Raw genomic sequence first — 23,701 nt, forward strand, 5'->3', positions numbered from 1 at the left:
GGTAGTCCCACATGGCTTCCAGTGAATCGATGTCCCTGGCGGACAAGGGGCAGCGCCTCGGCCTGCGTCTGATCGCCAAGGCCGGCGGCCTGCCTGGCCTGAAGGACAAGGAGGTGCGGGCCAAGGTCGAGCGTTACCTCTACAAGGGCGCCGTCACCGGCTTCAAGGCGCAGACCGCTGCGGGTCGCGCCTTCGCCAAGAAGAAGGGGGCGGGTGACCCGGCCCGCGCGGCGACGGCCAAGCCGAAGCCGCTCTTCGACCTCAACCCGTCCGAGGACCAGCAGATGATCCAGGGCGTCGCGCGCGATCTGGCCGACGAGGTCATCCGGCCCGCGGCCGCCGCGGCCGACGCTGCGCGCAGCGTCCCCGACGAGGTCCGCTCCGCCGCCGCCGACATGGGCCTGCACCTCGTGGGCGTCCCGGCCGAGCTCGAGGGCATCGCCGAGGAGCGCTCCGCCGTCACCGGCGCCATCGTCCTCGAGGAGCTCGCCCGCGGCGACATGGGCATCGCCGCCGCGATCATGGCCCCCGCGGCCGTCGCCACCGCGATCGCTGCCTACGGCGACGCCGACCAGCAGGCCACCTACCTGCCGGAGTTCACCAGCGAGAACCCGCCCTCCGCGGCCCTGGCCATCCAGGAGCCCCAGGTGCTCTTCGACCCCTTCGCCCTGCGGACCACCGGTCGCGTCGAGGGTGACGAGATCATCCTCGACGGCACCAAGGCGATCGTCCCCGGGGCCGAGACGGCAGACCTCTTCATCGTCTCCGCTGCGATCGACGGCCAGCCGCGGCTGGTCATCGTCAAGCCCGGCACCGACGGTGTGCAGGTCGAGGACGACCCGGCCATGGGTGTGCGTGCGGCCAAGACCGCCCGCCTGCACCTCGAGGGCGTCCGCGTCCCCAGGAGCGACCTGCTCGGCAGCACCGAGGACCACGCCGACGCGGTGCGCCGCGCCCGGCTGGCCTGGGCCGCTGCCGCCGTCGGCACCTCGCAGGCCGTCCTCGACCACGTCAAGGAGTACGTCAAGGAGCGCAAGGCCTTCGGTGAGCCCATCGGGTACCGCCAGGCCGTCGCCTTCACCGTCTCCGACATCGCCATCGAGCTGGCCGGCCTGCGCCTCGTCGTGTGGAAGGCCGCCGCCCGCCTCGACCGCGGTGAGGACGCCAGCGCCGAGATCGCCCAGGCCCGCAGCCTGGTGTCCCGTCACGCCACGTGGATCGGCTCGAGCGGTGTGCAGCTGCTCGGCGGCCACGGCTTCGTCAAGGAGTTCGACAACGAGCGCTGGTACCGCGACCTGCGGGGCGCCGGAGTCCTCGAGGGCACGCTGCTCGTCTGAGCCGCGCCCCCCTTCCTCTTACCTACCTGACACGAAGGACACGATCATGATCGACCTCGAGGTTCCCAAGAAGTTCCGTCCGCTCATCTCCCAGGCACGTGGCATGGCCGAGGAGGTCTTCTGGCCGATCTCGCGCAAGTACGACCGCGCCGAGCACGAGTACCCCGCCGAGCTCGACCTGGTGTCGGCCGTCATCGACGGGATGTCCGACGGTGGCGCCGGGCAGGGTGCCGGCGCCTCCTCCTCGACCCGCGCCAAGGACGACGGCGCCGAGGAGGGCGACGTCGCGGCCGTCGGCTCCGGCCGGGCCAGCAAGAAGGGGGAGAAGGAGAACAAGAACGGCTCCAACCTCTCCTCGGTCCTCTCCATCCTGGAGACCTGCCGCGGCGACGTCGGCCTGACCCTGTCGATCCCGCGCCAGGGCCTCGGCAACGCGGCCATCGCCGCCGTCGCCAACGACGAGCAGAAGGCGCGCTACGCCGGCAAGTGGGCCGCCATGGCCATCACCGAGCCCGACGTGGGGTCCGACTCCGGCGCCATCCGCACCACGGCGATCAAGGACGGGGACGAGTACGTCCTCAACGGCGAGAAGATCTTCGTCACCTCGGGTGAGCGCGCCGAGCTCGTCGTCGTCTGGGCGACCCTCGACCGCAGCCTGGGCAAGACCGCGATCAAGTCCTTCGTGGTCCGTCGCGACAACCCCGGCCTGCAGCTGGTGCGTCTGGAGCACAAGCTCGGCATCCGCGCCTCCGACACCGCCGCCTTCGTCCTCGACGACTGCCGCGTGCCCGCCGAGGACCTCCTGGGCGACCCGGAGATCAAGATCGAGGGCGGCTTCGGTGGCGCCATGCAGACCTTCGACAACACGCGTCCGCTCGTGGCGTCGATGGCACTGGGCCTGACCCGCGCCTCGCTCGACAAGACCACCGAGCTGCTCAAGGACGCGGGTGTCGAGGTCGACTGGGACCGTCCCGCGCACGTGCAGTCCGCTGCCGCCGCCAAGCTCATCGAGATGGAGGCGGACTACCAGAGCGCCTACCTGCTGACGCTCCGCGCCGCCTGGATGGCCGACAACGGCAAGCCCAACTCCATGGAGGCATCCATGGCGAAGGCCAAGGCGGGTCGCACCTGCGTCAATGTCTCGCTGGCCTGCGTCGAGCTGGCTGGTGCCACCGGCTACGCCGAGACCGAGCTGCTCGAGAAGTGGGCCCGCGACTCCAAGATCCTCGACATCTTCGAGGGCACCCAGCAGATCCAGCTCCTCGTCGTCGCCCGCCGGATCCTCGGTTACTCGAGCAAGGAGCTCAAGTAGTCCAGACCTGACCCGGTCGCGCCGGCCGGGATCGGTGACACGCCCCCTTCGTCCATCGCGGACGCAGGGGGCGTGCCTGCGTCCGGGGCCCGCCGCCTCTCGACGAGCGAGAAAGTGATCCACGTCATAGTGTCGATGGGGTCGTCGGCAACCCGTCGATGACGACAACTGGGAGGAAAAACATGCGCAACACTCGCATGGTGTCGGCACTGGGCGCTCTGGCGCTCGGGCTGACCGGTCTCGCAGCGACGAGCAACGCCACCGCCGCGCCGACCGCAGACACCGCAGACACGACCAAGACCGCATCCTCGGCGGGCGGCAGCACCCAGTACGTCGTGCTCGCCGACCGCGGCTCCAGCGCCAAGGCGCTCGCCAAGCGCCTGGAGGCGAAGGGGGCGACCGTCACCGCGGTCAACGAAGCGGTCGGCATGGTCACCGTCGCGTCGACGTCGAGCGACTTCGTCAAGCAGGCGCGCTCGATGAAGGGCGTCTTCGGCGCCGCTGAGGAAGGCATCGTCGGACGCACCCCGGACAAGGCCAAGGACAAGGCCGGCGTCGAGCGTCCGCGCATGGAGGGCAAGACCGCCGGCGCACCGGACGTCGTCAAGGGCCCCAAGGGCAAGAGCAAGAACCGCGCCGCTGACCCCCTGGACTCCAAGCTCTGGGGCATGGACATGATCAAGGCGGGCCAGGCGCACAAGGTCCAGTCCGGTGACAAGCGCGTCACCGTCGGCATCATGGACACCGGTGTCGACGCGAGCCACCCGGACATCGCGCCGAACTTCAACCACAAGCTTTCGCGCAACTTCGTCACCGACATCCCCGACATCGATGGGCCGTGCGAGGTCGAGTCGTGTGTCGACCCGGCAGGCGTCGACGAGGGCGGCCACGGCACCCACGTCGCCGGCACCGTCGCGGCGGCCAAGAACGGAATCGGCGTCTCCGGTGTCGCTCCGGACGTGTCGATCGTCAACGTGCGCGCCGGTCAGGACGCGGGCTACTTCTTCCTCGGCTCGACCGTCAACGCGCTGACCTACTCCGCGGACGCGGGTCTCGACGTGGTCAACATGAGCTTCTACGTCGACCCGTGGGCCTACAACTGCGTCGGTGGCGCACCGGAGGACAACCCGGAGGAGGCCGCACAGCAGGACATGACCATCGAGGCGATGTCCCGCGCACTGCGTTACGCCAACTCCAAGGACGTCACCCTCGTCGGTGCCCTCGGCAACGCGGCGACCGACCTGGCCAACCCGGGTTCGGACACCTCCAGCCCGAACTACCCCGAGGGCAACGAGCACCCGCGCACCATCGACAACGCGAGCTGCTTCGACCTGCCGGTCGAGGGCGAGCACGTCATCGGTGTCTCCTCCGTCGGTCCGACCGAGCGCAAGGCCTACTACTCGAACTACACGACGGACATCGAGTCCGGTGAGATCGAGATCAGCGCGCCCGGTGGCGACTACCGCGACAAGGTCGGCACCGAGGACTTCGCGACCGCCGGCAACCTCATCCTCTCCTCCGTCCCGGAGAACGTCGTCAAGGCCGAGGGCTCGGTCGACGAGGACGGCAACATCACCGAGGCTGGTGAGGGCTGGGTCTTCAAGGACTGCGCCATGGTCAAGGGCAAGCAGGAGTGCGGGTACTACGAGTACTACCAGGGCACGTCCATGGCTTCGCCGCACGCAGCCGGCGTCGCCGCGCTGATCGTCTCCCAGTTCGGCTCGAACAACGGCCACACCGGGTTCGGACTCGACGCGGACACCACCAAGGAGATCCTCATGGACTCCGCGCGTGACAAGGCCTGCCCGACGCCGAGCCTGTTCGACTACCCGGAGATCCCGGCCTCGTACAACGCGCAGTGCGTCGGCGACGAGGACTTCAACGGCTTCTACGGCGACGGCATCATCGACGCCCTCGCTGCGGTCAGCGGCCGCTGAGGTAGTCCCAGCACGCGCGAAGGGGGTCGGTCACCGTGGAGGTGGCCGACCCCCTTCGTCATGTCAGCGCGGGGCTAAGACGCGGTGGGCCTCGACCATGGCCGGGCCGTACCACGTGAGCAGTCGGCCGCTGACGAGCTGGGTGGGTACGTGGGTGAAGGCCTCGGGGCCGTCGTCAGCCGTGAACTCGTAGGGCTCGTCGGGCAGGAGCACCAGGTCGATGTCGTCGCGGTCGATCTGGTCGAGCTCGACGTGCGGGTACCGGTCGCTCGGGTCGGCGTCGGGTCCCGTCAGGACATTGGTCCAGCCCAGCCGGATGAGCAGGTCGGTCGTGTAGGTGCGCGGCCCGACGGCCATCCACGGGTCGCGCCAGATCGGGACGACGACCCGGCCTCGGGACTCCGGCGGGGGAGCGGACCACAGCTCGTCGGCGCGCTCCAGCCAGTCCGGAGTCGTGACACCGAGCGCCTCGCCGAAGAGCCGGCGCATCGCGAGCAGCGACGTCGGCACGTCCTCGATGTCGGTGACCCACACCGCGACCCCCTGCTCGCGCAGCCGTCGCACGTCGAGCTCGCGGTTCTCCTCCTTGTTGGCCACGACGAGGTCGGGGGAGAGCTCGCGGATGGCCGTGAGGTTCGGGTTCTTGGTCCCGCGGACCCGGGCGACGTCGAGGTCGGCCGGGTGGGTGCACCAGTCGGTGGCCCCGACGAGGACGTCGGGGCAGCTCGCGGCGATGGCCTCGGTGAGGCTCGGGACGAGCGAGACCACTCGCTGGGGCGAGAAGGGGAGGTCGACTGGGGCGCCGAGATCGTCGAGGAGCATCAGGACACCGTCACCGCCAGCGCGAGGAGCTCGGTCAGGGCCATGGCCGCCACGGCCAGCGCGAGGGCGAAGGGAGCCCGGCCGTCACGTCGTCGCGACGGCTCGACCGGGGCTGTCGCGTACCGCTGCCGGCCCAGGACGAAGGCGGTGGCCGCGAGGGCCAGGGTGGCGAGCAGGATGACCACGGCCGCCGGGCCCAGCGTCTCCCCGGAGTGGCGGGCGATGATCGCGGCGCCCCCGGCGCTGGCCAGCGCAGTGCGCTGCCAGGACAGAGCCGTGCGCTCCGGCTGGGCTCCGTGGGGGGCGGACGCGGCGAGCTCGCTCATCCGGTGCTCACGACCCCGTGACGACGACGGCCAGGACTGCGGCCGCCACCAGGATGACGCCCGTGATCACGGCCGCGGCCACTCCGAGCGAAGGGAGCGACTCGCCCCGACGCATGGCCCGCTCGGCCATCGCCCACCTGAGGAAGGCGAGTGCCGGGCAGATGGCGCCGAGGACGAGCAGCATGGCCGCCAGCGCCCGGGTGAAGCCGTCGGGCACCCCCAGGTCGAGGACGTCGACGGCGACACCGGCGGCCAGCAGGGCCAGGGTCGTGCGCAGCCACGCGAGGAAGGTGCGCTCGTTGGCGAGGGAGAAGCGGTAGTCCGGGTCCTCCCCCTCGCCATAGACCTGCGCGGGCCAACGATCGTCGCTCACAGGGCCCACGCTAGCGAGGTGTCAGACATTGCGCCGGTACTGGCCACCGACCTCGAAGAAGGCATCGGTCACCTGCTGCAGGCTGCACACGCGAGCGGCGTCCATGAGGACCGCGAAGACGTTGGCGTCGGTGGTCGCGGCCTCCTTGAGGCTCTCGATGGCCTGCTCGGCCTCCTCGCGGTGGGTCTGCTGGTAGGAGCGCACCCGCTGCAGCTGCGAGACCTTCTCGTCCTCGGTGGCGCGGGCCAGCTCGATCTCGTCAGGCTCGCCCTTCGCGCCGTCCTCGCGCAGGAAGGTGTTGACGCCGATGATCGGTACCGAGCCGTCGTGCTTGCCGTGCTCGTAGAGCATCGACTCGTCCTGGATCTTGCCGCGCTGGTAGCCGGTCTCCATCGCGCCGAGGACCCCGCCGCGGTCGTTGATCCGGTCGAACTCGGTGAGGACGGCCTCCTCGACGAGGTCCGTGAGCTCGTCGATGATGTAGCTGCCCTGGAGAGGGTTCTCGTTCATCGACAGCCCCCACTCGCGGGTGATGATCAGCTGGATCGCGAGGGCGCGTCGCACCGACTCCGTCGAGGGCGTGGTGACGGCCTCGTCGTAGGCATTGGTGTGCAGGCTGTTGGCGTTGTCGTAGAGCGCGTTGAGCGCCTGCAGCGTGGTACGGATGTCGTTGAAGTCCATCTCCTGCGCGTGCAGCGACCGGCCCGAGGTCTGGATGTGGTACTTCAGCTTCTGGCTGCGGTCGTTGGCGCCGTACTTCTCCTTCATCGCGACGGCCCAGATGCGCCGGGCGACGCGGCCGAGCACGGAGTACTCCGGGTCCATGCCGGAGGAGAAGAAGAAGGACAGGTTGGGCGCGAAGTCGTTGATGTCCATGCCGCGCGCCAGGTAGGCCTCGACATAGGTGAAGCCGTTGGCCAGGGTGAAGGCGAGCTGGCTGATGGGGTTGGCCCCCGCCTCGGCGATGTGGTAGCCGGAGATGCTCACCGAGTAGAAGTTGCGCACCCCCTGCTCGATGAACCACTCCTGGATGTCGGCCATCATCCGCAGCGAGAACTCGGTGGAGAAGAGGCAGGTGTTCTGCCCCTGGTCCTCCTTGAGGATGTCCGCCTGGACCGTGCCGCGCACGTTCTGCAGGGCGTGACCGCGCAGCTCCTCGGCCTCGGCGCCGGAGGGCTCGCGGCCCTCGCGCTCGCGGAAGGCGTCGACCTGCTGGTCGATCGCGGTGTTGAGGAAGAAGGCGAGGACCGTCGGCGCGGGTCCGTTGATCGTCATCGAGACGCTGGTCGTCGGCGAGAGCAGGTCGAAGCCGGCGTACAGCGCCTTCATGTCGTCGAGGGTCGCGACGGAGACCCCGGAGGTGCCGACCTTGCCGTAGATGTCGGGACGCTCGCCCGGGTCGCGGCCGTAGAGGGTCACCGAGTCGAAGGCCGTGGACAGGCGGGTGGCCGGCTGGCCCTCGGACAGCAGCTTGAAGCGACGGTTGGTGCGGAAGGGGTCGCCCTCCCCGGCGAACATGCGCGCCGGGTCCTCGTTGTCACGCTTGAAGGGGAAGACGCCGGCGGTGTAGGGGAAGGAGCCCGGAAGGTTCTCCGAGCGCCAGTAGGTGACGAGGTCGCCGTGGTCGGTGTGCTTGGGCAGGGCGACCCGCGGGATCTTGTTGCCCGACAGCGACTGCTTGGTGAGCTTGGTGTGCAGCTCCTTGCCGCGGATGGTGACGACCTGCTCGTCGCCGGCGTAGGACTCGACGACCGAGGGCCAGCGCTCGATCTGCTCGGACACCTCGGTCGGCAGCTCCTTGCGTGCCGCGTCGAGCAGCTCGTCGACGCCGTGGCCGTCCTTGCCCGCTGCGGTCAGCTCGTCGTCGACGGCCGCCAGGCGCTGCACGCGGCGGGCTCCCTCGGCGAGCTGCTGGGTGCGGGAGTGGTAGCCGCGCACGGTCTCGGTGATCTCCGCGAGGTAGCGCACCCGGGTGGCGGGGACGATCTGACCGAAGCGGGTGGAGTACTTGGTGTCGACGCGCGGGATCTGCCCCTCGTCGACGACGAGGCCCTTGTCGGCGAGCAGGTCGCGCAGGTGCTGGTAGAGCGCGGTGACGCCGTCGTCGTTGAAGGTCGCGGCCGAGGTGCCGTAGACCGGCATCTCCTCGGGACGCTTGCCGAAGGCCTCCTGGTTGCGCACGAGCTGACGGGCGACGTCGCGCAGCGCGTCGGCCGCACCGCGGCGCTCGAACTTGTTGATCGCGACGACCTCGGCGAAGTCGAGCATGTCGATCTTCTCCAGCTGGCTGGCCGCGCCGAACTCCGGCGTCATGACGTACATCGGCACGTCGACGTAGGGGACGATCGCGGCGTCGCCCTGGCCGATGCCGGGGGTCTCGATGATGACGAGGTCGTAGCCGGCGGCCTTGGTGATGTCGATGACCGTCTGCATCGCCTCGGGGACCTCGCGGTCACCACGGGTGGCCAGGGACCGGAAGAAGACGGGGGAGACGCCCCCGGTGCTCTCGCCGAGGGAGTTCATCCGGATGCGGTCGCCGAGGAGGGCGCCACCACCCTTGCGTCGCGTGGGGTCGACGGCGATGACCGCGATGCGCAGCTTGTCCTGCTGGTCGACGCGGAAGCGGCGCACGAGCTCGTCGGTCAGAGAGGACTTGCCGGAGCCGCCGGTGCCCGTGAGGCCCAGGACGGGGGCGTGGGAGGCCTTGGCCGCCTGCGCGATGCCAGCGAGGAAGGTCTCGTCGAGGTGGCCGAGCTCGGCACCCGAGATGGCGCGGGCGATCGCGGCGCGCTCGCCCGCGAGGACCGCGTCGAGGGAGACCGGCGCGGTCTCCCAGACGTCGGTGTCGCACTCGGCGATGAGGGTGTTGATCATGCCGGGCAGGCCGAGCCGCTGGCCGTCCTCTGGGGAGAAGATCCGCACCCCGGCCTCGCGCAGCCGCGAGATCTCCTCGGGCACGATGACGCCGCCGCCCCCGCCGAAGACCTTGATGTGCCCAGCGCCCTGCTCGCGCAGCAGCTGGGTGAGGTACTCGAAGTACTCGACGTGCCCGCCCTGGTAGGAGGAGACGGCAACGCCCTGGACGTCCTCCTCGATCGCCGCGTCGACGACCTCCTGGACGGAGCGGTTGTGGCCCAGGTGGATGACCTCGGCGCCCTGGCTCTGCATGATCCGCCGCATGATGTTGATCGAGGCGTCGTGGCCGTCGAACAGCGCGGAGGCCGTGACGAATCGGACCGGGTGGGTCGGGGAGTGCAGCTGCGGAGCCTGGGTCATGGCCTACCTCGTCGTCGAAGTGCGGTGGGGTCTTGCATCAATGCTAGGACATCCAAGTATTTGCGCGCCAGTCACGTCACCCCGACGACATCTCCATGGGTTGCCCGCAGGGCCGACAGGAGTCGGGTGGCGTCGCGGACCTGGGTGGGGTCCAGGCCGGGGGAGGAGAAGACCTGCTCGTTGAGGTCGCGGGTGGCGCGCTCGACCAGCTCCTCCCCGGCAGCCGTGAGCGAGGCGAGGACCACGCGACGGTCGGACTCGCGGCGCAGCCGCTCGACGAGACCCTGGGTCTCGAGCCGCGCCACGGCGCTCGTCACGCTGGTCGCGTGGACCTGCAGCAGGGAGCCGAGACGGCTCATCGGCATCGAGCGCTGCCGGCTGAAGGCGAGCAGCCGCAGGATCTCGTAGCGGGCGAAGGTCAGCCCGTGCGGACGCAGGGTCGCCTCGACGCGCTCGTGGAGAAGCTGCTGCGCGCGCACGACGGATGTCACGAGCGCCATGCCGTCGGCAGCGTCGGACCAGCCGTGCGAGATCCACTGGGCATGAGCTGCGGCAATGGGGTCGCGGTCGGTCATGAGGAGATTGTAGGACGTCCTAGGAATGGGGTGGGTCCGTTGTGAGGGTGACCTTTCATGGACCGTGTCGTCGCGTCGTGGAAGGGTAGGAGGTGCACAACACTCGCAATCACGGAGGTTTCATGTACACCCTTCCCGACCTCTCCTACGACTACGGAGCCCTCGAGCCCGCCATGAGCGGCGAGATCCTCGAGCTGCACCACGACAAGCACCACGCCGCCTACGTCAAGGGCGCCAACGACACGCTGGAGAAGCTGGCCGAGGCCCGCGACAAGGACCAGCTCGGTGGCCTCGTCGGCCTCGAGAAGACCTTGGCCTTCAACGTCTCCGGCCACGTCCTGCACTCGATCTTCTGGGAGAACCTCTCCCCGGACGGTGGCGACAAGCCCGACGGCGCCCTCGGCACCGCGATCGACGAGCACTTCGGCACCTTCGACAAGTTCCGCGCGCAGCTGACCGCCGCGACGCAGACCACGCAGGGCTCGGGCTGGGGCGTTCTGGCTTGGGAGCCCGTCGGCGAGCGACTGCTCGTCACGCAGGTCTACGACCACCACGGCAACGTGGCGACGGGCATGACGCCGCTCCTGGCCTTCGACGCCTGGGAGCACGCGTACTACCTGCAGTACAAGAACGTGAAGCCGGACTACATCGAGAAGCTCTGGGACATCGTCAACTGGAACGACGTCTCCGCGCGCCTCGAGGCCGCCAAGAAGGCCTGAGCACGGCAGCGAAGGGAGGGTCCCACCACGACGGTGGGTCCCTCCCTTCGTCATGGACCGGGTGGACCGGCTAGGCCGTGATCGCCCAGCCGAGGGACACCAGCGCGACCCCGAGCACGAGGTTGAGGCCGAGGTCGGCGAGCGCGTGGCGGGTGCGCCCCGTCCGGGCCGCCGAGGCGACCTCCACCGCGTGCGTGGCGAAGGTCGTGTAGGCGCCGCAGAAGCCGACCCCGACGAGGGGCAGCAGCCAGCCCGGACCCGTGCCGGAGGCGTGCCCGGCCACGAGGCCCAGGAGCAGCGACCCGGTCGCGTTGACCGTCAGGACCCCGCCGGCAGCGGTCGCACCATGCTGGCGAAGGGAGCTCGTCACCAGATGGCGGGACAGCGCGCCGAGCGCGGCGCCGAGGGCCACGAGCAGCGCGGTCACAGCTCGCCCTCCGCGACGACCTCGTCGGCCACCTCGTCGCTGCGCCAGAGCCGGTCGCCGACCACCAGTCCGAGCAGCGCGGCGCCCACCCCGAGACCGAGGGTCGTGACGAGGTAGCCGAGGAGCCCGATCAGCCCGTCACCGGCCAGGCCGTGGGTGTCGAGGGCGAAGCTGGAGTAGGTCGTCCATCCGCCGAGCAGCCCGACCGCGAGGAAGGGCCGGACGAGCGGGTGTGCGCCGCGCCGGGCGAGCCAGGTGACGAGCAGCCCCATCGCGAAGGCCCCGGTGAGGTTGACGAGCAGGGTCGACCACACGGCACCCGACGCGAAGGACCCGACAACCCACCGACCCAGCGACCCGATGGCCCCGCCGGCCGCGATGGCGGCGAGGCCCCCCCCCTCGCCCGGGTGTGGAGGGGTCGGGCTCATGCCCGCTTGGTCTCGAGGAACTCGGCGATCCGGCCGATCGCCTCGGTGAGGACGTCCTCGTCGGGGAGCGCCACGAGACGGAAGTGGTCGGGCTCGGGCCAGTTGAAGCCGGAGCCGTGGGTGACGAGGATCTTCTTCGCCCGCAGCAGGTCGATGACGAAGGCCTCGTCGTCCTCGATCGGGTACACCTCGGGGTCGAGGCGCGGGAAGCAGTAGAGCGCCCCCCGGGGCTCGACGCAGCTGACGCCGGGGATGTCGTTCAGCAGGCGCGCGGCGAGCTTGACCTGGTCGTAGTAGCGACCGCCGGGGACGATGAGCTCGTTGATCGACTGGTAGCCGCCGAGCGCGGTCTGGATCGCGTGCTGGGCGGGGACGTTGGAGCACATGCGCATGTTGGCCAGCAGGGTCAGACCCTCGAGGAAGTCGGCGGCCTGGTGCTTGGGGCCCGAGATCATCACCCAGCCGGCGCGGTAGCCGCAGACCCGGTACGCCTTGGACAGCCCGGAGAAGGTGAGGCACAGGACGTCGTCGGCCGCGTACTCCGCCGCATGGTGGTGCACCGCGTCGTCGAAGACGATCTTCTCGTAGATCTCGTCGGCCATGACCACGAGGTCGTGGCGCCGGGCGATGTCGATCAGCCCGCGCACGATCTCCGGCGAGTAGACGGCGCCCGTCGGGTTGTTGGGGTTGATGATGACCAGCGCGTGCGTGTTGTCGGTGATCTTGGACTCGATGTCCTCGAGGTCGGGGTTCCACCCGTTGTCCTCGTCGCACCGGTAGTGCACGGGGGTGCCGCCCGCGAGCGAGACCGCGCCGGTCCACAGGGGGTAGTCCGGAGCCGGGACGAGGATCTCGTTGCCGTTGTCGACGAAGGCCTGCAGCACCATCGTGATGAGCTCGGACACGCCGTTGCCGATGTAGACGTCCTCGACGGTCGTCTCGGTGAGGCCGCGGGACTGGTAGTACTGCGCCACGGCCGTGCGGGCCGAGTAGATGCCCTTGCTGTCGACATATCCCTGGGCATCGGGAAGGTGCCGCGTCATGTCGGCGATGATCGCCTCGGGCGCCTCGAAGCCGAAGGGGGCGGTGTTGCCGATGTTGAGCTTGAGGATCTTGTGGCCCTCGGCCTCGAGGCGCTGGGCCTCGACGAGGATCGGACCCCGCACGTCGTAGCGGACATCCCTCAACTTGCGGCTCTGTCGGATCTGACGCATGAGGTCCAGTCTCGCAGTACGGTGTGGGCGTCCGGGCCACCATCTCGAAAGGGCTGCCGTGCGTGTCGCCCCCGCAGCATCACTCGTCCTGGCCAGTGCCGCGCTCCTCGCCGGGTGCGGCTCCGACGCTGACCGGCCCGACGCAGGCAGCACGCAGACCGTGATGCCCGCGGACGTCACCGCCCAGGCCGAGCGCCTCATCGGTCCCAAGATGCCCGAGGGGTCCACGCTCGACTGCCCCGAGACGCTCGCCGCGAAGGTCGACGGCACGACGAGATGCACCTGGTCGGTCCCCGACGGCAGCTCGATCGGGATGACCGTGACGGTCACCGAGATCGTCGACGGCTCGGCCAGCCTGCACTTCGAGAACGACGACGAGGTGACCCCCAGCCCGAGCTCGTGAGCGAGCAGGGCCTCACCTCTCCGTGGTCGAGCGGGTGCGAATTGCGGGGCGGCGACGCCGGTGGTGCCCGTAGTCTGGACAGGTGAGCACTGATCCTTCGCACACCGTCTGGGACGACGAGGAGGCCGAGCGCGAGGCCGCCCTCGCGTCGGGCGAGCTCGCCGAGGACGACGACGGCCCTGCGCACCAGGACGACGAGGCGCAGCAGCCCTGAGTGGCCGCCCTAGCGGCCGCGGCCGATCGACGCCGCCTCGTCTCATCTTGTGGCGTGTGATGATCATCCCCGTCACAAAGTGAGCAGCCGCCGCGCGCACTGTCGTAGGTTGCCCTGCAACCACACCCACCACCCCTGACCAGGAGTGACGATGCGACTTGGCGTGCCCAAGGAGTCGAAGCGCGGAGAAACCCGCGTCGCGGCGACCCCCAAAACAGTCGAGCAGCTGATCAAGCTCGGATACGACGTCGTCGTCGAGGCCGGCGCCGGTGAGGCTGCGGCCTACCCGGACCAGGCCTATGTCGACGCCGGCGCGACCCTCGAGCCCGCCGAGCAGGTCTGGGCCAGTGACGTGGTCGCGAAGATCAACGCGCCCTCCGACGAGGAGGTCCCGCTCCTGCAGAAGGGGGCGATCCTCGCCTCGCTGCTGGCCCCGGCCCTCAACCCCGACAAGGTGGAGGCGCTGCGCGCCCAGGGCGTGACCGCGCTCGCGATGGACGCCGTGCCGCGCATCTCCCGCGCGCAGTCCCTCGACGTGCTGTCCTCCATGGCCAACATCGCGGGATACCGCGCGGTGGTCGAGTCGGCTCACGAGTTCGGCGGCCTCTTCACCGGACAGGTCACGGCCGCGGGCAAGGTCCCGCCGGCCAAGGTCCTCGTCTGCGGTGCAGGCGTCGCAGGTCTGGCGGCCATCGGAGCCGCCGGGTCCCTCGGTGCCATCGTGCGGGCCTTCGACGTGCGGCCCGAGGTGGCCGAGCAGGTCGAGTCGATGGGCGCGGACTTCCTCCAGATCGATGTGGAGCAGGAGGTGTCGACCGATGGCTACGCCAAGGAGACCGGCGAGGACTTCAACCGCAAGGCGGCCGAGCTCTACGCGGAGCAGGCCAAGGACGTCGACATCATCATCACCACGGCCCTCATCCCGGGACGTCAGGCGCCGCGCCTGATCACCGAGGAGATGGTCGCCTCGATGAAGCCCGGCTCGGTCATCGTCGACATGGCCGCTGGCTCCGGTGGCAATGTCGCCGGGTCCGTCGCCGACGAGCGGATCGTCACCGACAACGGTGTGCGGATCATCGGCTACACCGACCTGGCCGGTCGCCTGCCCACGCAGGCCAGCCAGCTCTTCGGCACCAACATCGTCAACCTGCTCAAGCTGGTCACCCCGGACAAGGACGGCCAGCCCGTCCTCGACATGGAGGACACGGTCGTGCGCGGCATGACCGTGACCCAGGCCGACGAGACGCTCTGGCCCCCGCCGCCCGTGCAGGTCTCGGCGGCGCCCGCGGCCCCGGCCGCAGCCCCCGTCGAGGCGGAGCCGGCCAAGCCGGTCGACCCCAACCGCAAGTTCTGGCTCATCGGGGGTGCGGCGCTGCTCTTCCTGATCGCCGCCGCCTTCATGCCCGCGGCCTTCCTGTCGCACTTCATCGTCTTCGCGCTGGCCGTGGTCATCGGCTTCTACGTCATCGGCAATGTCGCGCACGCGCTGCACACGCCGCTGATGTCGGTGACCAATGCGATCTCCGGGATCATCGTCGTCGGCGCACTGCTGCAGGTGACCTCGTCCAACCTCGCGATCCAGGTCATCGCCGCAGCTGCCATCTTCTTCGCCAGCATCAACGTCTTCGGTGGCTTCACGGTCACGAACCGGATGCTCAACATGTTCCGGAAGGGCTGAGTCGTGCTCTCCACCGTCGTCACCGCCGCCTACATCGTCGCGGCGCTCCTCTTCATCCTGTCCCTGGCCGGCCTCAGCAAGCACGAGACGGCCAAGCACGGCAACTGGTTCGGCATGGCCGGCATGGCCATCGCCCTCCTCGCCACGATCGCCCTCGTCATCGACGGCGTCTACTCCGGTGGCGAGGCCACCGGCGCCGGCAAGTGGGGCCTGGGTGTCCTCGTGATCACCATGGCCCTCGGTGGGGCGCTCGGCGTGCGCATCGCCCGCCGCGTCGAGATGACCGGCATGCCCCAGCTCATCGCGATGATGCACTCCTTCGTGGGTATGGCCGCCGTGCTCGTCGGGTTCAACTCCTTCCTCGGCGCGCACGGGGACTCGGCCGAGGCCGTCGCCGCGCACAAGGCCCTCGAGGCCAGCGACATGGTCGGCATCCACAACGGCGAGGTCTTCGTCGGCGTCTTCATCGGCGCCGTGACCTTCACCGGCTCGATCGTGGCCTACCTCAAGCTCAGCGAGAAGATGAAGTCGGCTCCGCTCGTGCTGCCGATGCGCCACTGGCTCAACCTGCTGGCCGTGCTCGTCTCGATCGCCCTGTGCGTCTGGTTCGTCATCTCCCCGTCGCTGCTCCCGCTGGTGATCATGACGGTCATCGCGCTGCTCTTCGGCTGGCACCTCGTCGCCTCCATCGGCGGCGGCGACATGCCGGTCGTCATCTCGATGCTCAACAGCTACTCGGGCTGGGCGGCGGCCGCGGCGGGCTTCATGCTCTCCAACGACCTGCTCATCGTCGTGGGTGCGCTCGTCGGCTCCTCCGGTGCCTTCCTGTCCTACATCATGTGCAAGGCGATGAACCGCTCCTTCATCTCCGTCATCGCCGGTGGCTTCGGTGCGGCTGCACCGGCCTCCAGCGGCGACGTGGACCACGGCGAGCACCGCGAGACCAACGCCGAGTCGGTCGCGGAGCTCCTCGCGGACGCCTCGTCGGTCGTCATCACCCCCGGCTACGGCATGGCGGTCGCCCAGGCGCAGTACCCGGTCGCCGACCTCACCGCCAAGCTGCGGGCGAAGGGAGTGGACGTCCGGTTCGGCATCCACCCGGTCGCCGGCCGCCTGCCCGGTCACATGAACGTGCTCCTGGCCGAGGCCAAGGTCCCCTATGACATCGTCCTCGAGATGGACGAGATCAACGACGACCTCCCGGAGACCGATGTCGTGCTTGTCATCGGGGCCAACGACACGGTCAACCCGGCCGCTGCCGAGGACCCGACCAGCCCGATCGCCGGCATGCCGGTGCTCGAGGTGTGGAACGCCAAGGACGTGGTCGTCTTCAAGCGCTCCATGGCCACCGGGTACGCGGGCGTGCAGAACCCGCTCTTCTTCCGGGACAACACGCAGATGCTCTTCGGTGACGCCAAGGACCGCGTGGAGGACATCCTCCGCGCGCTCTGACACCGACCCGCACCGCGAAGGGCGGCGCTCACCCGATCGGGTGAGCGCCGCCCTTCGTCATGGCCCCAAAACCGCATCTCCTCAAGGTCGTACGTCCCCACCTCCGCATCTCCTTAAGGTCATGCCCCCAAAAGCCGCATCTCCTTAAGGTCGTGCGTCCCCACCTCCGCATCTCCTTAAGGTCGTGCGTCCCCACCTCCGCATCTCCTTAAGGTCGTGCGCCTGGGGAGGGTGATGGACAATAGTGTGTCTCACACACTATGGTGTGACGCATGGACGAAGAGCTGCTCGCGGGACATCTCCAGGAGCTGAGGCGGGGGACGGTCGTCCTCGCGTGCCTGGCGACCCTCGAGGGGCCGCGCTACGGATACGCCCTCCTCGAGACGCTCGACGCGGCAGGCTTCGCCGTCGACGGCAACACCCTCTACCCGCTGCTGCGGCGCCTGGAGAAGCAGGGCCTGCTGACGAGCGAGTGGAACACCGACGAGGCCCGGCCGCGGAAGTTCTACCGCACCAGCCCGGCCGGCGCCGAGCTGCGCGCCCATCTGATGACCCAATGGAGATCGCTGAACTCGGCGGTCGAGGCACTGAACGGGGACAACTCATGACTGCCAGCACCAGCCTCACGGACCGCTACGTCTGGACCGTGACCCGCCAGCTCCCGCCCGAGAGCGGGCCCGACGTCGCGCAAGAGCTGCGGGGGAGCATCGAGGAGACGGTCGAAGGGAGGATCGCCGCCGGTGAGGAGCCGGCGACGGCCGAGCGCGAGACGATCCTCGGGCTCGGCGACCCCGACGTCCTGGCCCGGGAGTACGGGGGCCGCCCCAACCACCTCATCGGACCGGCCTACTTCCCGGCCTGGGTGCGGCTGGTCAAGTTGCTGCTCGTCGTGATCGTGCCGCTCGCCGTGGTCGGCAACGTGATCGCACGGTCCTTCGGCAGCGACGCGGACTTCGGCGCCGTCATCGGCGGAGCCGCCGCCCTTGCCTTCCAGACGGCCGTGCACCTCGTCTTCTGGACGGCCCTCATCTTCGCGCTCGTCGAGCGCAGTGCCGGCCCACTGGGGCGCGATCGGCTCGTCGCCGACTGGAACCCCGACGAGCTCGCCGACCCCGCAGACCGGGCCAGGCGCGCCAGCCTCGGCGAGATGGTCTTCGAGGTCGTCTGGACCGTCGTCGTCATCGCCGTCGCCATCTGGCAATGGCGCGGCGTGGGGGAGGGTGCCGTCCAGGTCCTCGACCCCGACCTCGCCGTCGGCTGGCAGGTGCTGATCATCGGGCTGCTGGCGCTCGACGTCGTGGTCACCGTGGCGGCCTGGGCGCGCGGAGGGTGGAGCGTCGCCCTTGCCTCGATCAGCCTCGTCAGCGCCGTCACCTCGGGCGCCGCACTCGTCTGGCTCCTCCTCGGCGAGCAGCTGCTCACGGACGTGCCCACGGAGGCCGCCGCGGCTCTCGGTGTAGGCGCGGACTGGACGCTCTCGCTCCCGGCCGTGGCCGTCGGCATCGTCCTCGTGTGCGGGTGGGAGGCCGTGACGGCGGTGCGTCGCATGCGCGACGCCAAGCGGTCGGACGCTCAGTAGGCGTCGGGGTCGTACGGTGGCAGCTCGCCGGTGTCGGCGTCGCGCTTTCGCTGGGCCCGGTCCCGGCTGCGGTAGATCAGGCTGTCGCGACGTGGCGCCGGCCCATAGGTCTCCGGGTCGTCGCCCGGGCCGCCGCCGTTGAAGACGCCGTCGACGAGGCCCAGCCGGGTCTGGTACTCCTGCGAGGTCTCCCACGCGCGCTCGTCGTCGTCGAGGTCGTCGGACCGGCCCCCTTCGTCGTCCTCGTCGAGGCTCATGCCGAAGACCACCGAGCAGATGGCGCGGTAGTTGTCGTCGGGGTCGGGGACGAACTCGATCTTGGACAACGCCTGGTCCTGGCCGGCGCTCTCGAGGACGAAGGTGCCGTAGCCGAGCACCCGGCCGAGCAGGGAGCGCTCGTAGCCCATGTCGGTGACCTTCTTCAGCGGCATCATCGAGACCTTGTGGTTGATCCACCCCTCGAAGAGCACGATCCGCTTGTCGGTGGCCACGACGCGGGTGTGGCGCCACTCGATCCACTGCCAAGCGGCCCAGCCGAGCACGCCGATCCAGACGAACCACAGGTAGCCGAGGATGCCGCTGTTGGCGTCGCTGACCGTGATGTCCAGCCACAGGAAGAGTGCGGTGACGGCGACGAGGACCAGCGCCGGCTTGGCGAGCACGATGCGGTGGTGGCGGATCTCCGCCACCGGGTGCTCGCCCGGGAGGAGGTACTTGCGCAGTCCCTTGTGGGCGACCTCCTGCGCCATGACTACCTCGAGATCAGCGAGTCGAAGAACTTGCCGATGTTGCTCACGCCGTTGGCGATGACGTCCCAGGCGGACCCGACGATGTTGGCCGCCTCGTCGGGGGAGGTCAGGATCGCGTAGAGGAGGAAGATCGTGAGCAGCCAGAGGACGATCTTCTTGATCGGCGGCGTGTTCATGGCTCGTTGGTCTCCGTCGTCTGTGGGCGGTGGTCACCCACTATGGGCGTGAATCGGGTCCAGTGTGGCAGATGTGACGCGTGGGACGGGTCAGACCACGCCGTAGAGCCGGTCGCCGGCGTCGCCGAGACCCGGGACGATGTAGCCCTGCCCGTTGAGCTTCTCGTCGACGGCCGCGGTCACGAGCGTGATCGGCACGTGGAGGCCCCCGAGCTCGCGCTCGAGTGCGTCGATGCCCTCCGGCGCCGCGAGGAGGGTGACGGCGGTGATGTCGTCGGCCCCTCGATCGACCAGGTAGCGGATCGACATCGCCAGGGTGCCACCGGTGGCGAGCATCGGGTCGATGACGTAGCACTGGCGTCCGGACAGGTCGTCGGGCAGCCGGTTGGCGTAGGTGACCGCCTCGAGGGTCTCCTCGTTGCGCAGCATCCCGAGGAAGCCCACCTCTGCCGTCGGCAGCAGGCGGACCATGCCCTCGAGCATGCCGAGACCCGCGCGCAGGATCGGCACGACGAGCGGCTTGGGGGTGGACAGCTTGATCCCGGTGGTGGGGCCGACCGGCGTCTCGATGTCGAAGGGCTCGGTGCGCACCTCCCGGGTGGCCTCGTAGGCGAGCAGGGTCACCAGCTCGTCGGCCAGCCGGCGGAAGGTCGGGCTGTCCGTGTCCTTGTGCCGCAGGTAGGTCAGCTTGTGGGCAATGAGCGGGTGGTCCGCCACGATGACGCGCATGTGCCCGAAACTACCGTGCGCGACACTGGTCCCGTGAGTCCCGACCCCGTCCGTCCTGCCCGCCCCACCGAAGAGGCGTGGATGGGGCGTGCCCTCGAGCTGGCGGCCGAGGCGGCCGCCGACGGCGACATCCCGGTGGGCGCCGTGGTCGTGGACGCCGGCGGCGTGATCATCGGCGAAGGGCGCAACACCCGTGAGCGGGACGGCGATCCGACGGGCCACGCCGAGGTCGTGGCGATGCGGGCCGCAGCGGTGGCGAAGGGGGAGTGGCGCCTGACCGGCTGCACTCTCGTCGTCACCCTCGAGCCCTGCCCGATGTGCGCGGGCGCCGTCGTAGCCAGTCGCGTGCCGCGCGTGGTGCTCGGCGCGTGGGACGCGAAGATGGGCGCCTGCGGGTCGGTGTGGGACGTGGTGCGTGACCGGCGCTCGATCCACCGTGCCGAGGTCATCGGCGGGGTGCGCGAAGGGGAGGCCGCGCAGCTGCTCGTGGACTTCTTCGCGGACCATCGACCGGGTGCCGATGGATGACATCGCGAGGGTCCCTCTTCGCCCGATTCGGGGCCAACGCCCTCGACCTTGTATGGTGCTCCGCGGTGGCGTGTCCGAGCGGCCTAAGGAGAACGCCTCGAAAGCGTTTGTCGGTTAACGCCGACCGTGGGTTCAAATCCCACCGCCACCGCCAGTCAAGAGCCCCGGGAAACCACCCGGGGCTCTTTTCTGTTCGCTCCGGGTTGGGGCGCGCCGAAGGGAAGGGCGGTCGGTCATCTTCGGTGGCGTGACGGGCCCTGTCGTGCGATCTTGGATCGGGGAACTCCATCGGTCGCGCCGTACCGAGAGGCATCCATGCGTTACCGCTCCACCACAGTCGTCGCCAGCGCTGTCGCGCTCGTCGCTGTCGGCAGGCTGTGGCGGCGACAGCGACAGTGGCACGGTGAGCTCGTCGAGCAGCACCACCTCGCAGTCTGCCCCTGAGTGCGGGTTCGAGCACGGTTGGAAGAAGCCCGGGACCTACACGCTTACCGCGACCTATGTCTGGCAGGTCGCGTGGACCGGGGACGAGACCGGGTCCGTGACCCAGGACATGTCATCGACGCAGAAGGTCACGGTCGGGGAGCTGCAGAGCGTGGCCACGAAGCCCTGACCGAGGGTTCCACTTCGCCCCCGAGCCGCAGATCTGGTTGCCTGATCCCATGCGTCGTCCCACCCGAGCCGTCCTGTCCGCTGCTGCCATCGTCGCTGTGGCCGTGCCGCTGAGCGCCTGCGACACGTGGAGCTCGAAGTGCGACACCGACAACACCTGCTCGATCAAGATCTCCGGCGACCAGTTCAACGACTTCCCGCGGCCCTACGACAAGGACCACGGGCTGGAGTCGGCGGACCGCATCCGGCTGGTCTCGGCGACGCAGGGTGGTGAGGCGCTCATCCAGGCAGGCGGCGTGGAGAGCACCTGCACCCAGGGCAGCAGCTTCCAGATCGTCGACACGACGATCACCTGCGACGTGGTGGGGGACGACTCGGTGGAGCTGACGACGACCCGACCGTGAGGCGCTGCCGTGAGTGACGCTCAGCAGGGCTGGACGTCCGCCTCGGGGACAAGCTTCTTGAAGGTCGGGCCGAGGACCACGTCGACGGTGGTCCGCTTGCGCGCGTCCTGGAGCATCTCGAGCTTGCCGGTGTGCAGCCCGACGAGCTTGGCCTCGTTGCGGCCGCCACTGCCGTAGCGCAGCACTCCGGCACCGTCGATCTTGACCTTCTTGGGGTCGTTGGCAACCGTCTTGACGGCGAAGCCGCGCGCGGTCAGCTGCGTCGCGACCCGCCCGGCGAGCCCGTCACGGTCGGTCGCGTTGTAGACGTTGACCTCGACCTGCTTCGGCGAGATGCCGCAGGTCGAGGGTGAGCTCTGCGTCGTCGACGAGCCGGTCCGGCCGGTCTGGGCGCCGTCGGCGCGGATGTAGGACAGGGCGTACCAGGCCGCGAAGAAGAGCATCAGCAGCACGATGGCGAAGGTGATGATCGACCGGCGGCGACGCGAGCGGGCCGGGTCGAGGTCGTCGTAGGGGTCCTGCGACATGTCAGTCGGCCACCTCGAGGACCCGGGCGTGCAGGGTCCCTCGCTGCTGGAGGGCGGCGCGCAGGGCGCGGTGCAGGCCGTCCTCGAGGTAGTGCTTGCCGCGCCAGAGCACGACGTGCGGGAAGAGGTCGCCGTAGAAGGTCGAGTCCTCGGCGAGCAGGTCGTGCAGGTTCAGCGAGCTCTTGGTCGTCGTCAGCTGCTCCAGACGCACGGGGCGGGGCGGCACGTCGGCCCAGTCGCGGGGGGTGGTGCGCCCGTGCTCGGGGTACGGGCGGGTGTCACCGACGGACTGAAAGATCACGCAGCCACGATAGGAGGCACGGCGCCCGAAGCTGGCACTAGTCTCGGGTCCGTGACCGACTCTTCACACCTTGACCTCATCCGCGCGGGCTACACCTTCGAGACGCCCGCGATCGACCTCGGCGCTGCCGTGCTCGACGGGCAGCCCTACGCGGACACGCCCGTGCGCGTGCCGCTGGCGAGCCTGACCAAGCACGGACTCGTGGCCGGCGCGACGGGTACCGGCAAGACCAAGAGCCTGCAGCTGATGGCCGAGCAGCTCTCCGCCGCGGGTGTCCCCGTCTTCCTCGCGGACATCAAGGGTGACCTGTCCGGCATCGCGTCCCCGGGCGAAGGGAGCGACAAGCTCACCTCGCGCACGGCCTCCATCGGTCAGAACTGGCAGCCCACGGCCTTCCCCACGGAGTTCCTCACCCTCGGCGGCCAGGGCATCGGCGTCCCGGTCCGCACGACGATCACGAGCTTCGGTCCGACCCTGCTGAGCAAGGTCCTGGGCCTCAACGCGACCCAGGAGTCGAGCCTGGGCCTGATCTTCCACTTCGCCGACAAGCAGGGCCTGGCGCTGCTGGACCTCAAGGACCTGCGCGCGGTCATCCAGTACCTCGTCTCCGACGAGGGCAAGGCCGAGCTCAAGGGGCTCGGTGGGCTCTCGAGCGCGACCGCCGGAGTCATCCTGCGTCAGCTGATCGCCTTCGAGGACCAGGGGGCGGAGGTCTTCTTCGGCGAGCCGGAGTTCGACACCGCGGACCTCCTGCGCACGACCGACGACGGTCGCGGCGTCGTCACCTGTCTCGAGCTGCCGGCCGTCCAGGAGCGCCCGCAGCTCTTCTCGACCTTCCTCATGTGGATGCTCGCGGACCTCTTCCACGACCTGCCCGAGGTCGGCGACGTCGACAAGCCCAAGCTCGTCTTCTTCTTCGACGAGGCGCACCTGCTCTTCGACGAGGCGAGCAAGGCCTTCCAGGACGCCATCGAGCAGACCGTGCGGCTCATCCGTTCCAAGGGGGTGGGCGTCTTCTTCGTGACGCAGAGCCCCAAGGACGTGCCGGGCGACGTCCTGGCGCAGCTGGGCAACCGGGTGCAGCACCAGCTGCGCGCCTTCACCCCTGAGGACTCCAAGGCGATCAAGGCCGCCGTGACGACCTACCCGCACACCGACTACGACCTCGAGGAGCTGCTCACCCAGCTCGGCACCGGCGAAGCGGTGGTCACCGTGCTCTCCGAGAAGGGCACGCCCACACCGGTCGCGCACACGATGATGCGGGCACCGCAGTCGTTGATGTCGCCGTCGACCAAGGAGCTGCTGGAGCAGACCGTCGCCGGGTCCCCGCTCGCGCCGAAGTACTCGGAGGCGCTCGACCGCGAGTCCGCGTACGAGAAGCTCGCCGCCAAGCACGAGGCGGCTCCCACCGCCGAGCAGGCGCCGGTGGAGACGAAGGGGGAGACACCCCCTTCGTCGTCGAAGCCGGCCAAGGAGGACCCGGGCATGGTCGAGAAGGTCGTGGGTTCCTCGGCCTTCAAGTCCGCTCTGCGGTCCGCCGGCACCGTCATCGGCCGGGAGATCACCCGCTCGCTCTTCGGTACCTCGCGGCGCCGCCGCTGAT

General features: G+C 69.5%; 27 protein-coding genes and 1 tRNA gene. 15 read left to right on the plus strand and 13 right to left on the minus strand.

Annotation, left to right across the window (positions count from 1 at the left end; translation table 11 throughout):
* Positions 1-11: 11 nt before the first annotated feature.
* From EXU32_RS01000 to EXU32_RS01010, 3 genes are all read left to right on the plus strand, one after another.
* Positions 12-1,337 (plus strand): acyl-CoA dehydrogenase family protein, encoded by a 1,326-nt coding sequence (locus tag EXU32_RS01000; protein ID WP_165399531.1) that lies wholly within the window; start codon positions 12-14, stop codon positions 1,335-1,337.
* Positions 1,338-1,383: 46 nt separating this feature from the next.
* Entirely contained in the window at positions 1,384-2,649 is a 1,266-nt protein-coding gene (locus EXU32_RS01005) for an acyl-CoA dehydrogenase family protein (protein WP_130628217.1), read from the plus strand.
* A 182-nt stretch (positions 2,650-2,831) separates the two neighbouring features.
* Positions 2,832-4,586 carry a S8 family peptidase gene (locus EXU32_RS01010; RefSeq protein ID WP_130628218.1) on the plus strand — a complete coding sequence of 585 codons (1,755 nt, stop codon included), beginning with the start codon at positions 2,832-2,834 and terminating at the stop codon, positions 4,584-4,586.
* Between the two features lie 63 nt (positions 4,587-4,649).
* On the opposite strand, the gene EXU32_RS01015 is transcribed toward EXU32_RS01010, so the two are convergent.
* From EXU32_RS01015 to EXU32_RS01035, 5 genes are all read right to left on the minus strand, one after another.
* On the minus strand, positions 4,650-5,408 hold the full coding sequence (locus tag EXU32_RS01015; protein ID WP_130628219.1) for a helical backbone metal receptor: 759 nt from the start codon (positions 5,406-5,408) through the stop codon (positions 4,650-4,652).
* Positions 5,408-5,734 carry a DUF202 domain-containing protein gene (locus tag EXU32_RS01020; protein WP_130628220.1) on the minus strand — a complete coding sequence of 109 codons (327 nt, stop codon included), beginning with the start codon at positions 5,732-5,734 and terminating at the stop codon, positions 5,408-5,410. Before EXU32_RS01020 ends, EXU32_RS01015 begins: the two co-directional genes overlap by 1 nt.
* A 7-nt stretch (positions 5,735-5,741) precedes the next feature.
* Entirely contained in the window at positions 5,742-6,107 is a 366-nt protein-coding gene (locus tag EXU32_RS01025) for a YidH family protein (RefSeq protein ID WP_130628221.1), read from the minus strand.
* Positions 6,108-6,128: 21 nt separating this feature from the next.
* Complete coding sequence (icmF, locus tag EXU32_RS01030; RefSeq protein ID WP_130628222.1) at positions 6,129-9,383, minus strand: fused isobutyryl-CoA mutase/GTPase IcmF; 3,255 nt, start codon at positions 9,381-9,383, stop codon at positions 6,129-6,131.
* 71 nt (positions 9,384-9,454) lie between these two features.
* Positions 9,455-9,958 carry a MarR family winged helix-turn-helix transcriptional regulator gene (locus EXU32_RS01035; RefSeq protein ID WP_130628223.1) on the minus strand — a complete coding sequence of 168 codons (504 nt, stop codon included), beginning with the start codon at positions 9,956-9,958 and terminating at the stop codon, positions 9,455-9,457.
* A 122-nt stretch (positions 9,959-10,080) separates the two neighbouring features.
* Between EXU32_RS01035 and EXU32_RS01040 the strand changes: the two genes are divergently transcribed.
* On the plus strand, positions 10,081-10,677 hold the full coding sequence (locus tag EXU32_RS01040; RefSeq protein ID WP_130628224.1) for a superoxide dismutase: 597 nt from the start codon (positions 10,081-10,083) through the stop codon (positions 10,675-10,677).
* A gap of 70 nt (positions 10,678-10,747) precedes the next feature.
* Here the strand turns inward: EXU32_RS01040 and EXU32_RS01045 are convergent, their stop codons facing one another.
* The 3 genes from EXU32_RS01045 to EXU32_RS01055 are packed head-to-tail and all read right to left on the minus strand — an operon-like array spanning position 10,748 to position 12,746.
* Positions 10,748-11,104 carry a fluoride efflux transporter FluC gene (locus tag EXU32_RS01045; RefSeq protein ID WP_130628225.1) on the minus strand — a complete coding sequence of 119 codons (357 nt, stop codon included), beginning with the start codon at positions 11,102-11,104 and terminating at the stop codon, positions 10,748-10,750.
* Positions 11,101-11,532 (minus strand): fluoride efflux transporter FluC, encoded by a 432-nt coding sequence (locus EXU32_RS01050; protein ID WP_130628226.1) that lies wholly within the window; start codon positions 11,530-11,532, stop codon positions 11,101-11,103. The genes EXU32_RS01045 and EXU32_RS01050 overlap by 4 nt, the downstream gene beginning before the upstream one ends.
* Positions 11,529-12,746, minus strand: a complete 1,218-nt coding sequence (locus EXU32_RS01055; protein ID WP_130628227.1) for a pyridoxal phosphate-dependent aminotransferase — start codon at positions 12,744-12,746, stop codon at positions 11,529-11,531. Before EXU32_RS01055 ends, EXU32_RS01050 begins: the two co-directional genes overlap by 4 nt.
* A gap of 58 nt (positions 12,747-12,804) precedes the next feature.
* Here EXU32_RS01055 and EXU32_RS01060 point away from each other — a divergent pair, with 58 nt between their 5' ends.
* From EXU32_RS01060 to EXU32_RS01080, 6 genes are all read left to right on the plus strand, one after another.
* Positions 12,805-13,149 carry a DUF4333 domain-containing protein gene (locus EXU32_RS01060; RefSeq protein ID WP_165399532.1) on the plus strand — a complete coding sequence of 115 codons (345 nt, stop codon included), beginning with the start codon at positions 12,805-12,807 and terminating at the stop codon, positions 13,147-13,149.
* An 82-nt stretch (positions 13,150-13,231) separates the two neighbouring features.
* The gene (locus tag EXU32_RS17590; protein ID WP_278044454.1) at positions 13,232-13,363 is read left to right on the plus strand and encodes a hypothetical protein; all 132 of its coding nucleotides are present in this window, start codon (positions 13,232-13,234) and stop codon (positions 13,361-13,363) included.
* A gap of 151 nt (positions 13,364-13,514) precedes the next feature.
* Entirely contained in the window at positions 13,515-15,041 is a 1,527-nt protein-coding gene (locus tag EXU32_RS01065; protein WP_130628229.1) for a Re/Si-specific NAD(P)(+) transhydrogenase subunit alpha, read from the plus strand.
* A 3-nt stretch (positions 15,042-15,044) separates the two neighbouring features.
* Positions 15,045-16,493, plus strand: coding sequence for a Re/Si-specific NAD(P)(+) transhydrogenase subunit beta (gene pntB, locus EXU32_RS01070; protein WP_130628230.1), 1,449 nt, complete (start codon positions 15,045-15,047; stop codon positions 16,491-16,493).
* Positions 16,494-16,765: 272 nt separating this feature from the next.
* Positions 16,766-17,101, plus strand: a complete 336-nt coding sequence (locus EXU32_RS01075; protein ID WP_130628231.1) for a PadR family transcriptional regulator — start codon at positions 16,766-16,768, stop codon at positions 17,099-17,101.
* Entirely contained in the window at positions 17,098-18,072 is a 975-nt protein-coding gene (locus tag EXU32_RS01080; RefSeq protein WP_130628232.1) for a permease prefix domain 1-containing protein, read from the plus strand. Before EXU32_RS01075 ends, EXU32_RS01080 begins: the two co-directional genes overlap by 4 nt.
* On the opposite strand, the gene EXU32_RS01085 is transcribed toward EXU32_RS01080, so the two are convergent.
* The 3 genes from EXU32_RS01085 to upp all read right to left on the minus strand — a co-directional run bounded on the left by EXU32_RS01085 (position 18,066) and on the right by upp (position 19,726).
* Positions 18,066-18,821 (minus strand): PH domain-containing protein, encoded by a 756-nt coding sequence (locus tag EXU32_RS01085; RefSeq protein ID WP_130628233.1) that lies wholly within the window; start codon positions 18,819-18,821, stop codon positions 18,066-18,068. The two genes, EXU32_RS01080 and EXU32_RS01085, sit on opposite strands and share 7 nt — an antisense overlap.
* A gap of 2 nt (positions 18,822-18,823) precedes the next feature.
* Positions 18,824-18,997, minus strand: a complete 174-nt coding sequence (locus tag EXU32_RS17080) for a hypothetical protein (protein WP_165399533.1) — start codon at positions 18,995-18,997, stop codon at positions 18,824-18,826.
* A 90-nt stretch (positions 18,998-19,087) separates the two neighbouring features.
* Positions 19,088-19,726, minus strand: coding sequence for a uracil phosphoribosyltransferase (gene upp / locus EXU32_RS01090; protein WP_130628234.1), 639 nt, complete (start codon positions 19,724-19,726; stop codon positions 19,088-19,090).
* Positions 19,727-19,807: 81 nt separating this feature from the next.
* Between upp and EXU32_RS01095 the strand changes: the two genes are divergently transcribed.
* The 4 genes from EXU32_RS01095 to EXU32_RS01110 all read left to right on the plus strand — a co-directional run bounded on the left by EXU32_RS01095 (position 19,808) and on the right by EXU32_RS01110 (position 21,270).
* A complete protein-coding gene (locus EXU32_RS01095; protein WP_130630992.1) occupies positions 19,808-20,254 on the plus strand; it encodes a nucleoside deaminase in 447 nt (148 codons plus the stop codon).
* 64 nt (positions 20,255-20,318) lie between these two features.
* Positions 20,319-20,408, plus strand: a tRNA-Ser gene (locus EXU32_RS01100).
* Positions 20,409-20,657: 249 nt separating this feature from the next.
* The gene (locus tag EXU32_RS01105) at positions 20,658-20,867 is read left to right on the plus strand and encodes a hypothetical protein (protein ID WP_130628235.1); all 210 of its coding nucleotides are present in this window, start codon (positions 20,658-20,660) and stop codon (positions 20,865-20,867) included.
* Positions 20,868-20,916: 49 nt separating this feature from the next.
* The gene (locus tag EXU32_RS01110; protein ID WP_130628236.1) at positions 20,917-21,270 is read left to right on the plus strand and encodes a hypothetical protein; all 354 of its coding nucleotides are present in this window, start codon (positions 20,917-20,919) and stop codon (positions 21,268-21,270) included.
* 20 nt (positions 21,271-21,290) lie between these two features.
* Here EXU32_RS01110 and EXU32_RS01115 read toward each other — a convergent pair whose 3' ends face one another.
* Positions 21,291-21,797 carry a LytR C-terminal domain-containing protein gene (locus EXU32_RS01115; RefSeq protein WP_130628237.1) on the minus strand — a complete coding sequence of 169 codons (507 nt, stop codon included), beginning with the start codon at positions 21,795-21,797 and terminating at the stop codon, positions 21,291-21,293.
* Position 21,798: 1 nt separating this feature from the next.
* Positions 21,799-22,098, minus strand: a complete 300-nt coding sequence (locus EXU32_RS01120; RefSeq protein WP_130628238.1) for a type II toxin-antitoxin system VapB family antitoxin — start codon at positions 22,096-22,098, stop codon at positions 21,799-21,801.
* A 51-nt stretch (positions 22,099-22,149) separates the two neighbouring features.
* On the opposite strand from EXU32_RS01120, the gene EXU32_RS01125 reads away from it, so the two are divergent.
* Positions 22,150-23,700, plus strand: coding sequence for a helicase HerA-like domain-containing protein (locus EXU32_RS01125; protein WP_130628239.1), 1,551 nt, complete (start codon positions 22,150-22,152; stop codon positions 23,698-23,700).
* The last annotated feature ends 1 nt before the right edge of the window (position 23,701 follow it).

This window comes from Janibacter limosus (genome assembly GCF_004295485.1).
Taxonomy (GTDB): domain Bacteria; phylum Actinomycetota; class Actinomycetes; order Actinomycetales; family Dermatophilaceae; genus Janibacter; species Janibacter limosus_A.